The sequence below is a fragment of the Bradyrhizobium sp. UNPA324 genome, assembly GCF_006658635.1.
GTDB lineage: Bacteria > Pseudomonadota > Alphaproteobacteria > Rhizobiales > Xanthobacteraceae > Bradyrhizobium > Bradyrhizobium nanningense.
This window is the reverse complement of sequence record NZ_LFJD01000004.1, coordinates 1,994,441-2,009,633: the sequence shown is the minus strand read 5'-3', so window position 1 is coordinate 2,009,633 and position 15,193 is coordinate 1,994,441. Positions and strand designations below refer to the sequence as shown.

14 protein-coding genes are annotated in these 15,193 nt (G+C 64.7%); 13 read left to right on the top strand and 1 reads right to left on the bottom strand.

Annotation, left to right across the window (positions count from 1 at the left end; all coding sequences use genetic code 11):
* Positions 1–85 precede the first annotated feature (85 nt).
* The 4 genes from hflK (at position 86) to UNPA324_RS09770 (ending at position 4,031) form a co-directional block, all read left to right on the top strand.
* A complete protein-coding gene (gene hflK, locus UNPA324_RS09785) occupies positions 86–1,222 on the top strand; it encodes an FtsH protease activity modulator HflK (RefSeq protein WP_128918789.1) in 1,137 nt (378 codons plus the stop codon).
* On the top strand, positions 1,219–2,115 hold the full coding sequence (gene hflC / locus UNPA324_RS09780; RefSeq protein WP_128918788.1) for a protease modulator HflC: 897 nt from the start codon (positions 1,219–1,221) through the stop codon (positions 2,113–2,115). The genes hflK and hflC overlap by 4 nt, the downstream gene beginning before the upstream one ends.
* A 71-nt stretch (positions 2,116–2,186) precedes the next feature.
* Entirely contained in the window at positions 2,187–2,393 is a 207-nt protein-coding gene (locus tag UNPA324_RS09775; protein ID WP_028137993.1) for a DUF2065 domain-containing protein, read from the top strand.
* Positions 2,394–2,534: 141 nt separating this feature from the next.
* A complete protein-coding gene (locus UNPA324_RS09770; protein ID WP_128918787.1) occupies positions 2,535–4,031 on the top strand; it encodes a Do family serine endopeptidase in 1,497 nt (498 codons plus the stop codon).
* Positions 4,032–4,150: 119 nt separating this feature from the next.
* Here the strand turns inward: UNPA324_RS09770 and serB are convergent, their stop codons facing one another.
* The gene (gene serB, locus UNPA324_RS09765; RefSeq protein WP_141934562.1) at positions 4,151–5,056 is read right to left on the bottom strand and encodes a phosphoserine phosphatase SerB; all 906 of its coding nucleotides are present in this window, start codon (positions 5,054–5,056) and stop codon (positions 4,151–4,153) included.
* Positions 5,057–5,067: 11 nt separating this feature from the next.
* On the opposite strand from serB, the gene miaA reads away from it, so the two are divergent.
* From miaA to UNPA324_RS09720, 9 genes are all read left to right on the top strand, one after another.
* On the top strand, positions 5,068–6,024 hold the full coding sequence (gene miaA / locus UNPA324_RS09760) for a tRNA (adenosine(37)-N6)-dimethylallyltransferase MiaA (protein WP_141934561.1): 957 nt from the start codon (positions 5,068–5,070) through the stop codon (positions 6,022–6,024).
* A gap of 330 nt (positions 6,025–6,354) precedes the next feature.
* Positions 6,355–8,130 carry an acetolactate synthase 3 large subunit gene (locus UNPA324_RS09755; RefSeq protein ID WP_128918784.1) on the top strand — a complete coding sequence of 592 codons (1,776 nt, stop codon included), beginning with the start codon at positions 6,355–6,357 and terminating at the stop codon, positions 8,128–8,130.
* A gap of 24 nt (positions 8,131–8,154) precedes the next feature.
* On the top strand, positions 8,155–8,697 hold the full coding sequence (ilvN, locus tag UNPA324_RS09750) for an acetolactate synthase small subunit (RefSeq protein WP_128918783.1): 543 nt from the start codon (positions 8,155–8,157) through the stop codon (positions 8,695–8,697).
* Between the two features lie 3 nt (positions 8,698–8,700).
* Positions 8,701–9,396 (top strand): class I SAM-dependent methyltransferase, encoded by a 696-nt coding sequence (locus tag UNPA324_RS09745; RefSeq protein WP_141934560.1) that lies wholly within the window; start codon positions 8,701–8,703, stop codon positions 9,394–9,396.
* 46 nt (positions 9,397–9,442) lie between these two features.
* On the top strand, positions 9,443–10,333 hold the full coding sequence (locus UNPA324_RS09740; protein ID WP_128918781.1) for an EamA family transporter: 891 nt from the start codon (positions 9,443–9,445) through the stop codon (positions 10,331–10,333).
* A 7-nt stretch (positions 10,334–10,340) separates the two neighbouring features.
* Positions 10,341–10,943 (top strand): LysE family translocator, encoded by a 603-nt coding sequence (locus tag UNPA324_RS09735; RefSeq protein ID WP_164936168.1) that lies wholly within the window; start codon positions 10,341–10,343, stop codon positions 10,941–10,943.
* 133 nt (positions 10,944–11,076) lie between these two features.
* Positions 11,077–12,096, top strand: a complete 1,020-nt coding sequence (ilvC, locus tag UNPA324_RS09730; RefSeq protein ID WP_126255348.1) for a ketol-acid reductoisomerase — start codon at positions 11,077–11,079, stop codon at positions 12,094–12,096.
* A 162-nt stretch (positions 12,097–12,258) separates the two neighbouring features.
* The gene (locus tag UNPA324_RS09725; protein WP_141934559.1) at positions 12,259–13,107 is read left to right on the top strand and encodes an SDR family oxidoreductase; all 849 of its coding nucleotides are present in this window, start codon (positions 12,259–12,261) and stop codon (positions 13,105–13,107) included.
* Positions 13,108–13,432: 325 nt separating this feature from the next.
* Positions 13,433–15,145: an LTA synthase family protein gene (locus tag UNPA324_RS09720; protein ID WP_164936167.1), complete on the top strand. Its 1,713-nt coding sequence runs from the start codon at positions 13,433–13,435 to the stop codon at positions 15,143–15,145.
* Positions 15,146–15,193: the final 48 nt, after the last annotated feature.

Here is a 15,193-nt window from a genome sequence, read left to right as displayed (position 1 = left end):
GTTGTAAGGGACCTGCCCGTCCCCTATAAAGCCGGACCGGACAAAGCGGGCGGGGGCAATTCTACCCTGCCGAGGAGAGCGTCGAATGCCGTGGAAGAATCAGGGCGGTGGCCCATGGGGCTCGGGTCCAAAGGGACCATGGGGCTCAGGCCCGCAACCGGTCGGGCCGAGGCCGCCGGATCTGGAAGACCTTCTGCGCCGCGGCCAGGACCGCCTCCAGCAGATCATGCCGGGCGGCTATTTCTCCGGCGTTGGCATCACGCTGATCATCCTGCTCATCATCGCGTTCTGGCTGCTGTCGGGCTTCTTCCGCGTGCAGTCCGAGGAACAGGGCGTCGTGCTGCGCTTCGGCAAGCATGTCCGCACTGTGGATCCGGGCCTGAACTATCATCTGCCCTATCCGATCGAGACCGTGCTGCTGCCGAAGGCGCTGCGCGTCAACACCATCTCGATTGGCATGACGCTGATCGACGATCCCGCACGGCGCGGCCGCTCCATCCGTGACGTGCCGGAAGAGAGCCTGATGCTGACGGGCGACGAGAACATCGTCGACGTCGACTTCACCGTGCTGTGGCGCATCAAGCCCAACGGTGTCGGCAATTTCCTGTTCAACATTCAGAACCCTGAGGGCACCGTGAAGGCGGTCGCCGAAAGCGCGATGCGCGAGGTGATCGGCCGATCGCAGATCCAGCCGATCCTGACCGGTGCGCGCAACGTCACCGAGCAGGGCGTGCAGGAGCTGATCCAGAAGACGCTGGATAGCTACGGCGCCGGCATCCAGATCAGCCAGGTGCAGATGCAGAAGGTCGACCCGCCCGCGCAGGTGATCGACGCATTCCGCGACGTCCAGGCGGCGCGAGCCAATCTCGAGCAGCTGCAGAACGAGGCGCAGACCTACGCCAACCAGGTCGTGCCGCAGGCGCGCGGACGGGCGGCGCAGATTCAGCAGGCCGCCGAAGGCTACAAGGAGCAGGCGGTCGCCGAGGCCAAGGGCCAGAGCGCGCGCTTCCTGAAGGTGTACGACGAATACAAGAAGGCGCCCGACGTGACGCGTGAACGGATCTATCTGGAGACGATGGAGCGGGTGCTCGGCGGCGCGGACAAGCTCGTCTATGACGGCGGCTCCTCGGGCCAGGGCATCGTGCCCTATCTGCCGCTGGGCGAATTGACCACCAAGCGGCCGCCTACCACCGGTCCGCAGTCGGGCGGAGGCAACCGATGAGGTCTCCGGTCACAGGTTTCGTCACGCTGCTCGCGCTCCTGCTCGTCGTGATCGTCGGCTACATGTCGCTTTTCACAGTGCAGCAGACCGAGCAGACCATCGTGCTCCAGTTCGGCCGCCCCGTCGACGTCGTCACTGCGCCCGGTCTGCACTTCAAGGCGCCATGGAATTCGGTGATCAACATCGACAAGCGGATTCTCGACCTGGAGAACCCGTCGCAGGAAGCGATCGCGTCCGATCAGAAGCGGCTCGTGGTCGATGCCTTCGCACGCTACCGCATCAAGGATGCGCTGCGCTTCTATCAGAGCGTCGGCTCGATCCAGGCTGCCAACATCCAGCTCACCACGCTCCTGAACGCGGCACTGCGCCGCGTGCTCGGCGAGGTCACCTTCATCAACGTGGTGCGGGACGACCGCGAGAAGCTGATGCAGCGCATCCGCGACCAGCTCGATCGCGAGGCCGACGGCTACGGTATCGAGGTCGTCGACGTCCGGATCCGCCGTGCCGACCTGCCGGAGCAGAACAGCCAGGCGGTCTATCAGCGCATGAAGACCGAGCGCGAGCGCGAAGCGGCCGAGTTCCGCGCGCAGGGCGGCCAGAAGGCCCAGGAGATCCGCTCCAAGGCCGACCGCGAGGCGACGGTGATCATCGCGGAAGCCAACTCGCAGGCCGAGCAGACCCGCGGTGCGGGCGATGCCGAGCGCAACCGCCTGTTTGCGGAGGCCTACAGCAAGGACGCCGACTTCTTCGCCTTCTACCGGTCGATGACGGCCTATGAAAACGGGTTGAAGTCGAACGATACCCGCTTCCTGCTGCGGCCGGACTCGGATTTCTTCCGGTACTTCAGCAACCCGTCCGGCAGGATGGCCACCGAGACGCCGGCGAAGCCGTAAGCTAGACAAGGGCGGCGGATCTCGCCGCCCATTGTCCAGACAAGAACAGCATAACGGGAGGTTCCAATCCGATGAGGTCCATTGCGTTCGCCGACTTCCTCATCGGCTTGGGCATCCTGTTCGTGCTGGAAGGCTTGATGTTTGCGGCGAGTCCGAACTGGATGCGCAAGGCCATGAAGAGCGCCATCGCCACGCCGGATAACATCCTGCGGGCGGTCGGGATCGGCTCGGCCGTGGTCGGCCTGGTCCTGATCTGGGTTATGCGGCGTCCGGTCTAGAGCTCGCGCCAACGCCAAAGTGAAGCCGAAAGACCGGTTTTCGCCGTATTATCGGGGTCTTGAGGCCGTTAAGCTCCGTGCTTGCGCCGTGCCCCCGTTCGAGCGCAGTCTGGACCCGAATCCTTTTCTCTGGAGATACCAATGCCCGCTGCCACCATTGCCCCGACCCGCTTGCGTTTAGGGCTGGCTGCGCTCGCCGTCACTGCTTTCAGTGCGTTCGGCACGCCGGTCCAGGCACGCGGACCGGAGGGCATCGCCGACGTCGCCGAGAAGGTGATCGACGCGGTCGTCAACATCTCGACCTCGCAGACCGTGGAGGCCAAGGGCGGCGGCAGCAACACCATGCCGCAATTGCCGCCCGGCTCGCCCTTCGAAGAGTTCTTCGACGACTTCTTCAAGAACCGCAGGGGCCCTGGCGGCGGCGGCAAGGGCGGCGATAACGGCGGCGCCCCGAAGAAGACCAACTCGCTCGGCTCCGGCTTCATCATCGACACCTCGGGTGTCGTCGTCACCAACAATCACGTCATTGCGGATGCCGACGAGATCCACGTCATCCTCAACGACGGCACCAAGATCAAGGCCGAGCTGGTCGGCGTCGACAAGAAGACCGATCTCGCCGTGCTCAAGATCAAGCCGCCGAAGCCGCTGGTCGCGGTGAAGTTCGGCGACAGCGACAAGCTGCGCCTCGGCGACTGGGTGGTCGCGATCGGCAATCCCTTCAGCCTGGGAGGCACGGTGACCGCCGGCATCGTCTCGGCCAAGAATCGCGACATCTCCTCGGGGCCCTACGACAGCTACATCCAGACCGACGCCTCCATCAACCGCGGCAATTCCGGCGGTCCGCTGTTCAACCTCGACGGCGACGTCATTGGCGTCAACACGCTGATCATCTCGCCCTCGGGCGGCTCGATCGGCATCGGCTTCGCCGTGCCGTCGAAGACGGTCACGGGCGTCGTCGATCAGCTGCGCCAGTTCGGCGAGCTGCGCCGCGGCTGGTTAGGGGTGCGCATCCAGAGCGTCACCGACGAGATTGCCGAGAGCCTCAACATCAAGCCCGCGCGCGGTGCGCTGGTTGCCGGCGTCGACGACAAGGGCCCGGCCAAGCCCGCGGGCATCGAGCCAGGCGACGTCGTCGTCAAGTTCGACGGCAAGGACGTCAAGGATCCGAAGGATCTCTCCCGCGTCGTCGCCGACACGGCGGTCGGCAAGGAGGTCGACGTCGTCGTCATCCGCAAGGGCCAGGAGCAGACCAAGAAAGTCACCCTCGGCCGCCTCCAGGATCCCGAAAAGGTGCAGGCCGCGGTGAAGACCGACGAGCCGGCGCCCGAAAAGCCGGTGACCCAGAAGGCGCTCGGCCTCGATCTCGCCGCGCTGAACAAGGATCTGCGCACGCGCTACAAGATCAAGGACAGCGTCAAGGGCGTGGTCGTCACCAATGTCGACGCCAATTCCGACGCCGCCGAGAAGCGCCTGTCGGCCGGCGACGTCATCGTCGAGGTCGCGCAGGAAGCGGTGTCGAGCGGTGCCGATATCCAGAAGCGGGTCGACCAGCTCAAGAAGGACGGCAAGAAGTCGGTGCTGCTGCTGGTCTCCAATGCCGACGGCGAGCTGCGGTTCGTGGCGCTGAGCGTGCAGTAGCCGCAAGGTACGGTCCTGTAGGGTGGGCAAAGCGAAGCGTGCCCACGTCTTTCTACCGCTGCAACGAGAATGGTGGGCACGGCGCAAAGGCGCCTTTGTGCCGTGCATGCGGAGAGAGTCTACCCCTCCACGAACTCGTCCCGCCGATACCCCTGCGCATAGAGCAGCGCGGTGAGATCGCCGTGATCGATCCGCGCAGCTGCCGCAGCCGCCACGGCCGGCTTGGCGTGATAGGCGACGCCGAGCCCCGCCGCCTGGATCATCGCGAGATCATTGGCGCCGTCGCCGACCACGACCGAGTCGATGTCGTCGAGATCGAACGATTCCATCAGATCCACCAGCGTCGCGAGCTTTGCCGCGCGGCCCAGAATCGGCTCCTTCACCTCGCCGGTGAACTTGCCGTCGCGCACGACGAGCTCGTTGGCGCGGTTCTCCTGGAAGCCGATCTTGGCGGCGACCGCGCTGGTGAACAGCGTGAAGCCGCCGGAGACGAGGCAGGTATAGGCGCCGTGCGCGCGCATGGTCGCGACCAGTGTGCTGCCGCCCGGGGTCAGCGTGATGCGCTTGGCCAGCACCTCGTCGACCACGGCGGCCGGGAGGTCCTTCAGCAGCGCGACGCGCTCGCGCAGTGCCGGCTCGAACTCGATCTCGCCGCGCATCGCGCGTTCGGTGATGCCTGCGACATGGGCCTTCATCCCGACCAGATCAGCGAGTTCGTCGATGCATTCCTGGCCGATCATGGTGGAATCCATGTCGGCGAGAAAAAGCTTCTTGCGCCGGGCGCCGACTGGTTGCACGACGATGTCGATGGGCAGGTCGCCGCGCAGCTCGCGGAGCCGCTGTTCGATGGCGTGGCGGTCACCTTCGAGGTTACTGTCGGCGCCGAAGGGGATGTCGACCGCAACCCCGTCGAACAGCCAGTGCGCCGGAGTTGCCTGGGGCAGCACGGCGCGGGCGCCATCGACGATGGTCGAGTCGAGCGCGGGATTGTCGGGGTTGCAGATCAGCGTGGCGACGAGGGACATTTGAGGTTTTCGTGAGCGAGGAGCAAGTCGGCAGAAGGCCTGTTGGCGAGGCCGTGCTTATCGCAGGCCCGACCGCCAGCGGCAAGTCGGCGCTGGCGCTGGAACTTGCGCTCGCCACCGGCGGTATCGTCATCAATGCCGATTCCATGCAAGTCTACCGCGACCTGCGCATCATCACGGCACGGCCGACACGGGATGAGGAAGCGCGCGCTCCGCACCGTCTCTACGGGCATGTCGATGCAGCCGTGAATTTCTCGGCCGGGGCCTGGGTGGCCGACGCGGCAAAGGCGCTCGACGAGGCCCGTGCCGAAGGTCGCCTGCCGATCTTCATCGGCGGCACCGGGCTCTATTTCAAGGCGCTGACGGCGGGGCTCTCCGTGGTGCCGCCAATCCCTGCCGAGGTGCGCGAGGAGGTGCGCGCGCGGCTGGAACGGAACGGTGCGGAGGCGCTGCATGCGGAACTGGCGCGTCGCGATTCCCGTGCGGCCGAGCGATTGAACTTGCGCGACCGCACCCGGATCGCGCGCGCACTCGAAGTGGTCGAAGCGACCGGCCGTTCGCTGCTTGACTGGCACCGCGAAGGCCAGCCGCCGCTGCTGCCAAAGGACAGTTTTCGCGCGGTCTTCCTCGCGCCCGAGCGCGACGCGCTCTATGCCCGGATCGATGCCCGTTTCGAGGCCATGCTGGGGGCCGGCGCACTGGACGAAGTCGAGCGGCTCGCCACGAGACACCTCGATCCGCTGCTGCCGGCGATGAAAGCGCATGGTGTGCCAGCCCTGATCCGGTACTTACGCGGTGAGCTTAGCCTGGAGCAGGCCGCCGGAATCGGCCGCGCCGACACCCGCCATTATGCCAAGCGGCAATTCACCTGGTTCCGGCACCAATCGCCCGAGTTCGAATGGGTCAAGCCGGAGCAGGCGAGGGGATGGCTCGCCGCTGTTGTGAACGCGGCCCGCGCCCCCCGCTGACGCGCTTTTCCGTCCGGGTTCCACAATTTACCTCTCGCCGAACCCGGGGAACACCGCTACACTGCCAAAATCGCGCGGGAACGGCCGCATCGCCTTGACATCCGGGCTTTGGCCGCTATGTTTCGCGCAACCTTTGGGAAGCCGAGCGCCTGCCATGCGTAACTTTATTTCCAAACTCCTTATCGCCGTCGTACCCAGGCACACCGCCGGGGATGGCTAGCTGCCATCCACAAGACAGGCGGTGTGCATGGGCCCTCTTCGGGGCCTTTTTTATTTCCCGAACCCGACACGAACGAAGCCGCTGACAACAGCGCATCCGGAGCAAGCCAAATGAGCGACAAGAGCCACGATCCGAACCAGATGACCGGTGCCGCGATGATCGTTCGCGCGCTCATCGATCACGGCGTGACCGACATTTTTGGCTATCCCGGTGGCGCCGTGCTTCCGATCTATGACGAGATCTTCCAGCAGAGCGAGGTCCAGCACATCCTGGTCCGCCACGAGCAGGGCGCGGGCCACGCCGCCGAGGGCTACGCGCGCTCGACCGGCAAACCGGGCGTCGCGCTGGTGACCTCCGGCCCCGGCGCCACCAACATGGTGACGCCGCTGACCGACGCGCTGATGGACTCGATCCCGCTGGTCTGCATCTCCGGCCAGGTGCCGACGCACCTGATCGGCAACGACGCGTTCCAGGAATGCGACACCGTCGGCATCACGCGCCCCTGCACCAAGCACAATTGGCTGGTGCGCGACGTCAATGATCTCGCCAAGGTGCTGCACGAAGCCTTCTACGTCGCCACCTCCGGCCGTCCCGGCCCGGTGCTGGTCGACGTTCCCAAGGACGTGCAGTTCGCGACCGGCACCTATCATCCGCCGCGCAAGTCCGACGTGCACCGTTCCTATGCGCCGCGCGTGAAGGGCGATGCGGCGCAGATCCGCAAGGCGGTGGCGCTGCTGGCGGGTGCCAAGCGCCCCGTGATCTACAGCGGCGGCGGCGTCATCAATTCCGGCCCCGAGGCGACCAAGCTCTTGCGCGAGCTGGTCGAGGTCACCGGTTTCCCGATCACGTCCACGCTGATGGGCCTCGGTGCCTACCCTGCGTCGGGCAAGAACTGGCTCGGCATGCTGGGCATGCACGGCACTTACGAGGCCAACATGGCGATGCATGATTGCGACGTCATGCTGTGCGTCGGCGCGCGCTTCGACGACCGCATCACAGGCCGCGTCGATGCGTTCTCGCCAGGCTCTAAGAAGATCCACATCGACATCGACCCGTCCTCGATCAACAAGAACATCCGCGTCGACGTGCCGATCATCGGCGATTGCGGCAACATCCTCGGCGATATCCTGCAGGTGTTCAAGGCTGAGGCGAAGAAGCCCGAGATCAAGAATTGGTGGCAGCAGATCGCGCAGTGGCGCGCCCGGAACTCGCTCTATTACAAGAAGAGCAACGACGTCATCCTGCCGCAGCATGCGATTCAGAGCCTGTTCGAGGCCACGCGCGGCAAGGATACCTACATCACGACCGAAGTCGGCCAGCACCAGATGTGGGCGGCGCAGTTCTACGGCTTCGAGGAGCCGCATCGCTGGATGACCTCGGGCGGTCTCGGCACCATGGGCTACGGCCTGCCGGCCGCGGTCGGTGTGCAGGTGGCCCATCCCGACAGCCTCGTCATCGATATCGCAGGCGATGCTTCGGTGCAGATGACGATGCAGGAGATGTCGACGGCGGTGCAGTACGAGCTGCCGATCAAGATCTTCATCCTGAACAACCAGTACATGGGCATGGTGCGGCAATGGCAGCAGCTGCTGCACGGCAACCGCCTGTCGCATTCCTATTCGGAGGCGCTGCCGGATTTCGTCAAGCTCGCCGAAGCCTATGGCGCCGTCGGCCTTCAGGTGCACAAGCCCGGCGATCTCGACGGCGCCATCCAGGAGATGATCTCGGTCAAGCGCCCCGTGCTGTTCGACTGCCGCGTCGCGGCGCTCGAAAATTGCTTCCCGATGATTCCGTCCGGCAAGGCGCACAACGAGATGCTGTTGCCGGAGCAGGCCAATGACGAGGCGACCGCGAAGGCGTTCGCCGGCGGCAAGGCGCTGGTGTGACGAGAAAGACTTGAGGGGACGACAATGAACCAGCCCGCATCCGCTTACTTCATCGAAGAGCGCCACGATCCGAACGAGACGCACACGCTTGCAGTGCTCGTGCAGAACGAGCCGGGCGTGCTCGCGCGCGTCATCGGCCTGTTCTCAGGCCGTGGCTACAACATCGAAAGCCTCACGGTCTCGGAGACCGAGGCCCAGAAGCATCTGTCGCGTATCACCATCGTCACCACGGGAACGCCGATGGTGATCGCGCAGATCAAGAATCAGCTCGATCGCATGATCCCGGTCTATCAGGTCGTCGACATGACCCAGACGCGGCGCTCGATCGAACGCGAGCTCGCCATGGTGAAGGTGCGCGGGCAGGGCGAGCATCGGGTCGAGACGCTCAGGCTTGCGGATGCGTTCCGCGCCCGGGTGATCGACGCCACCACCGAGAGCTTTGTGTTCGAGATCACAGGCAATACCGACAAGATCAACCAGTTTATCGACCTGATGCGCCCGCTCGGGCTCGTCGAGGTGTCGCGCACCGGCGTTGCCGCGATCGGCCGCGGGCCCGAAGGGATGTGAACCATGCTGGCGCGCGACTGGTACTACAACGAGCGGAACCGGATGGGGATCGAGCCCGCTGTGGCCTCGATCTACGACGCCCACGACGATGCCGATCTGCGGGCGCGCGCCGCGCTGAAAATGCTTGGCGTCCAGCGCGGCTGGCGCATCGCCGATATCGGCTGCGGCAACGGCGTGCTGGCGACCGAAGCGGCGCTGATGGGTGCCGAGGTCGACGCCATCGACATCTCGCCGGCGATGCTGGCGCTCGCCGAGATCTACGCCCGCGACCGCAAGGCGCCCGTGCGCACCCAGTCTGCCGGCCTGCTCAGCTTCGCCTATCGGCCGGAATCCTACGACCTGATCGTCAGCGAATTCACGCTGCATCACCTGCCGGATTTCTGGAAGGCGGTGGCGATGTCGCGGATTTTTCGCGCGCTCAAGCCCGGAGCAACGTTCTATCTGCGTGACATCGTCTACTCATCGATGCCCGACGCAATCGAGCGCGACGTCGAGCAATGGGCCGACTTCCAGATCAAGAACCACGACTTTTCGCGCGAAGGCGTCGTCACGCATATGCGCGACGAATATTCCACCTTCGGCTGGGTGATGGAGCGGATGCTGACCGACGTCGGCTTCACGCTGGTCTCGGCCGATTACCACGCACCGATGCACGGCACGTATCTGCTGCGCAAATCAAGAGCCGGCGAGCAAGGCTAGACGAATAACAACAGGGCTGCACGACAGGGCAGAACCGAGAACAACAATGAAGCCGGCCGATATCCTCATCGCCATCCTGGTGGCGATCATCTGGGGGCTTGCCTTCGTGGCGAGCCGGATCGCGCTTGACGAGCTTTCGCCGGAGCTGATGACGGCGCTGCGCTTCAGCGTGGCTGCGGTCCCATGCCTGTTCATCCGCAAGCCCAAAATCGCCTGGTCGCTGCTGATCGCGATCAGCTCCACGTTGTTCCTCGGCCAGTTCCTGAGCCAGGCCTATGGCATCGCTCACGGCGTGCCGGTCGGGCTGACCAGCGTCATCGTGCAGAGCCAGGCGCTGTTCACGATCGGTTTTGCCGCGATGGCCTTTGGCGAGCGTCCGACACCGATGCAGGCACTCGGCATCGGTATCGCTGCAATCGGCCTCCTGATGATCTGCGGCACGGTCGGCTATGATTTCAGCGTCGCTGCGTTTGCAGTGCTGATGATCTCGCCGCTCAGCTTTGCCGTCGGCAATCTGCTGCTGCGCAACGCCCGCGGCGTGCCGATGTTCGACCTGTTCGCGTGGTTGTGCCTCGCCTCGGCGGTGCCGCTTTTCGTGCTGGCGCTGATCGCCAATGGCCCGGCGCCGACCTGGACATCGCTGAGCCACATGTCGCTGACATCGGCTCTCTGCATGTTGGCGCTTGGCGGCATCTCGACGAGTATCGCCTATTGGCTGTGGGGCCGATTGCTGCGCGACTATCCCGCCGCGCAAGTGGTGCCATTCGCGCTGCTGGTCCCGTTCGTCGGCTCGGCCGCCTCCAGCATCGTGTTCGGCGAGCGGTTCGGACCCTTGCGCCTTGCCGGCATGCTGACCGTGATCGGTGGTATCGCCGTGATGGTGCTGGCGAAGCGGCCCAACGCGTTACCCGAAGAACCGTTGCCGAAGACGGCGTGAGGTGAGCATGTCCCAGTCGCTGTTCTATGCCTTCCTCATCTTCATGGTCGTGATGTATTTCACGCCGGGGCCGAACAACATCATGCTGCTGTCCTCGGGCCTGACCTACGGCTTCCGGCGCACCATCCCTCACATCGTCGGCATCGTCCTCGGCTTCGCTTTCATGGTCGCCGCTGTCGGCCTCGGGCTCGGCTCCGTGTTCCTGGCCTATCCGGTCCTCCAGACCATCCTGAAATATGCCGGTGCCGCCTACCTGATCTATCTTGCCGCCGCGATCGCCATGTCCGGCCCGACCAAACCGCGGGAGGGGAATGGCCGCGGCCCGATGACCTTCTGGGGCGCGGCGATGTTCCAATGGATCAATGCCAAGGGCTGGGTGATCGTGATCGGCACCATCACCGCCTATGCGGCCATCGCCCAATTCCCGCTCAATATCGCGATCCAGACCGTGATCAGCCTGATGGTCGGCACCGTCTCGACCGTGGTCTGGGCCCTGTTCGGCTCCGCATTGCGGCCGGTCCTGACCTCGGAGCGGCTGGTCCGCGCCTTCAATATCCTGATGGCGCTCCTGCTGCTGGCCTCCCTCTACCCCGTTTTCATGGATGCATGATGTCGCGGATTTCCATGCAGAAACGGGTTTCCCTCAGGGCTGAAAATGCTCTAGACAGCCCCCGAAATCCGCAAATTTCACCCTTCGGACACTGACCATTGGCCGATTTCGGCCCTGAACGAGGAAACGACCTATGCGTGTTTATTACGATCGCGACGCCGACCTGAACCTGATCAAGGGCAAGAAGGTCGCCATCGTCGGCTATGGCAGCCAGGGCCATGCCCATGCGCTCAATCTGAAGGATTCCGGCGTCAAGGAAGTCGCCATCGCGCTGCGCAAGGGTTCGGCCTCGGCCAAGAAGGCGGAAGCCGCCGGCTTCAAGGTGCTGGAAGTTGCCGAAGCCGCCAAATGGGCCGACCTCGTCATGATGCTGACCCCGGACGAGCTCCAGGGCGACATCTATCGTGAGCACCTGCACGACAACATGAAGAAGGGCGCCGCCCTGGTGTTCGCGCACGGCCTCAACGTCCATTTCAACTTGCTCGATCCCCGCGCCGATCTCGACGTGCTGATGATCGCGCCGAAGGGCCCCGGCCACACCGTGCGCTCGGAATATCAGCGCGGCGGCGGCGTGCCCTGCCTGATCGCGATCGCCAAGGACGTTTCCGGCAACGCCCATGACCTCGGCCTGTCCTATGCCTCCGCCATCGGCGGCGGCCGCGCCGGCATCATCGAGACCACCTTCAAGGAAGAGTGCGAGACCGACCTGTTCGGCGAGCAGGTCGTGCTTTGCGGCGGCCTGGTCGAGCTGATCAAGGGTGGCTACGAGACGCTGGTCGAAGCCGGCTACGCCCCGGAGATGGCCTATTTCGAGTGCCTGCACGAAGTGAAGCTGATCGTCGACCTGATCTATGAAGGCGGCATCGCCAACATGAACTACTCGATCTCCAACACCGCCGAATACGGCGAGTATGTCACCGGTCCGCGCATCATCACGGACGAGACCAAGAAGGAGATGCGCAAGGTTCTGGCCGACATCCAGGGCGGCAAGTTCGCCCGCGACTGGATGCTCGAGAACAAGGTCAACCAGACCTCGTTCAAGGCGACCCGCGCCAAGCTCGCTCAGCACCCGATCGAGGAAGTCGGCGCGAAGCTGCGCGACATGATGCCCTGGATCAAGAAGGGCGCGCTGGTCGACAAGTCGAAGAACTAAGCATTTGTGCCCCGGACGCAGCGCAGCACGTTGGTGCTGCGCTGCTGATCCGGGTCCAATGCGGCTGCTGGGTCCCGGCTTTGCGCTTCGCTTCGCTGCGCTTGTCCGGGACACCAGGAGAAATCCAAGGCATGATCGCGGGAACCTGAGGGAGGAGGGACCATGCGATCTGTCGTCGTCACCGGTGCGTCCACCGGCATCGGCTGGGCCACTGCAAGATTCCTGATCGGGCGCGGCTATCGCGTCTTCGGCAGCGTTCGCAAGCAGGCCGACGCCGACCGGCTCAAGGTTGAGTTCGGCGCCAATTTCACGCCGCTGCTGTTCGACGTCACCGACGAGGCTGCCGTGCTGGCGGCTGCGCGAGAAGTCCGCGAGGCGCTGAACGGCGAGACGCTGGCGGGCCTCGTCAACAATGCCGGTGTCGCGGTGGCCGGCCCCGTGCTCGAATTGTCGGCAGACGATTTCCGCCGCCAGATGGACATCAACGTCATCGGCCCCGTGATCGCGACGCAGGCTTTCGGGCCGCTGCTCGGCGCCGACGCCTCGCTGAAGGGCCCGAAGGGGCGGATCGTGATGATCAGCTCGGTCGCGGGCAAGAACGGCAATCCGCTGTCGGCGCCCTACTGCACCTCCAAGCATGCCATCGAAGGCCTTTCCGAAAGTCTGCGCCGCGAATTGATGCTGTTCGGCATCGACGTCATCATCGTCGCTCCCGGCGCCGTGAAGACGCCGATCTGGAGCAAGGCCGAGCAGATCGATCTCTCCGTCTACCAGAACTCGCCCTACCTGCCGGCGCTGAACAAGGTCATGGCCTTCATGATGGACCTCGGCGCCAAGGGCCTGCCGGCCGAGCGGGTCGCCGAGATCGTGTTCGAGGCGCTCACGGCGGCGAGTCCCAAGGTGCGCTACCAGATCACCCCTGACCCGATGCGCCATCTGATCGCGGCCGTGCTGCCGAAGCGGACGGTCGACCGCATCATCGCCAAGCGGCTCGGGTTCCTGCCACAGTAAGGCAGGGGCTTCAGCCCGCCGCTACGGTCTGCCCACGGGGATGGCGAGCCATCGCGCGCATGGCGGAAGGGGTGATCGACCTGTTTATCGCCGGGATCGCAAAGCCCTAGCACCGCAAGCGGCTTTTGCCCGCCGCCGTGCAGGACGTCCCGGCTCGCGAACGTTAAGCGAAGGTGGGACCACGACGCGCGTTGCCTGTCCTTGACCGTTCCGTTACAGTTTTATGACACGGTGCAGGCTTCCGGCTGCGCCGGAGGGCCCTGGCCGTTTTCGGCTGGCCAGAGGGCTTGGCATCACCGCGCCGGACCAGAGTTGCGTGTCGTCGATGGCGTCCGCGCCCAATCCAGGTCCTTCTGCCACGACCGCCGTGCTGGCGAGCGTCGCCGCGCTCGGCATCTGGCGGCTGCTCGCCGTTGCCGCGCCGCATCTGGCCGCGCTCGCGCTGATGTACCAGACCGAGACCGATTTCGGCTCTCGCCTCTCCTTCGTGCTGGCCTGGGGCATCCTCAACTTCTTCTGGATCACGCTGCTGCGCCGGCCGGCGCTCTCCGGCGCGCTGTCGCTGACCATGGTGGTTGTGCTGGTGCTGTTGTCGCGGCTGAAGCACGACGTCGTGCAGATGACGGTCAACTTCATCGACCTGATGATGATCGACCGCGACACCGTCGCCTTCCTGTTCACGATCTTCCCGAATTTGCGCTGGTCGGTGATCCTGGCCGGCTTCGTCACGCTGCCGCTGATGTACGCGCTGTGGTGGCTCGATCCGTTCCGCATTCGCCGCCTGCCCGCGCTCGCCTGCAAGCTGGCCTGTCTGGCCGCGCTGGTCGGTTATTCGCTCTATCATCCCGATGAGGCCTGGCGCGGCTATTACGACGACGGCTATCTGTCGAAATTCTTCCGCTCCGGCGTCAGTTCGGTCGCCGATTTCGTGCAATACGGCTTCATGGAATCGGCCGCTGCGACCAATGAGCGGCTCAATCTGCCGCTGGTCGATTCCTGCCACCCCGCCGGGCGCCGGCCGAACATCATCATGATCCATGATGAATCGAGCTTCGACATCCGCGCCGCCGGGGGCATCAAGGTCCCGCAGGGCTATGGCAGCCACTTCAAATCCTGGGACGGCAAGCAGCGTACGTTCCTGGCCGAGAGCAACGGCGGGCCGAGCTGGTTCACCGAATACAACGTGCTCGCGGGACTGTCCTCGCGTTCGTTCGGCCGCTTCGCCTATTTCGTGACACGCATCGCCTCAAACCGCGTCGAGCGCGGGCTGCCGCTGGCGCTGCGCCGCTGCGGCTACGACACGATGTCGCTGTATCCCGCCTATGGCGGCTTCATGGGCGCACGCAGTTTTCAGATGACGACCGGCGTCGAACGCTTTTTCGACTCCAAGGATCTCGGCGCCAAGGACGTCGAGCCCGACAGCTTCTTCTACAATAGGGCGCTGCAGCTGATGGGCCAGCAGCCGCCCAACAAGCCGCTGTTCACCTTCATCTATCTCGGCGCCAATCATTTCCCCTGGGAGACGCGCTTCCGCCCCGAGCTGCTGCCGAACTGGCGCGCGCCGGGCAATGTGGCGTCGATCGACGAATATCTGCGCCGGCAGGCGATGAGCGCCGAGCAGTACAAGGCGTTTATCGCGGGTCTGAAGAAGACGTTCCCGGGCGAGCCCTTCCTGATCGTGCGTTACGGCGATCATCAGCCGGAATTCGCGCCGCAGATCCTCGAGCCCGGGCTCGATGAGGGCGCTCTCGGCAAGAAGCTCGACGCCTACGATCCGCGCCTCTATGCGACCTATTACGCGATCGATTCCGTCAATTTCGAGCCGGTGAAGAGCGATGCCGTGATGGACACGATCGACGGGCCCTATCTGCCGCTGGTCATCCAGGAGGCCGCGGGCATCCCGCTCGACCCGTCCTTTGCCGAGCAGAAGGAGATCATGCTCCGCTGCAAGGGCGTCTTCTACGGTTGCAAGGACGGCGCCGAAGCGCGGCGACTGAACCGCCTGCTGATCGACGCGGGGATGATCCGGGGGCTGTAGTCTCTCGCTTTACCCCAACCACTACTCATTGACCGTCACCCTGAGGTG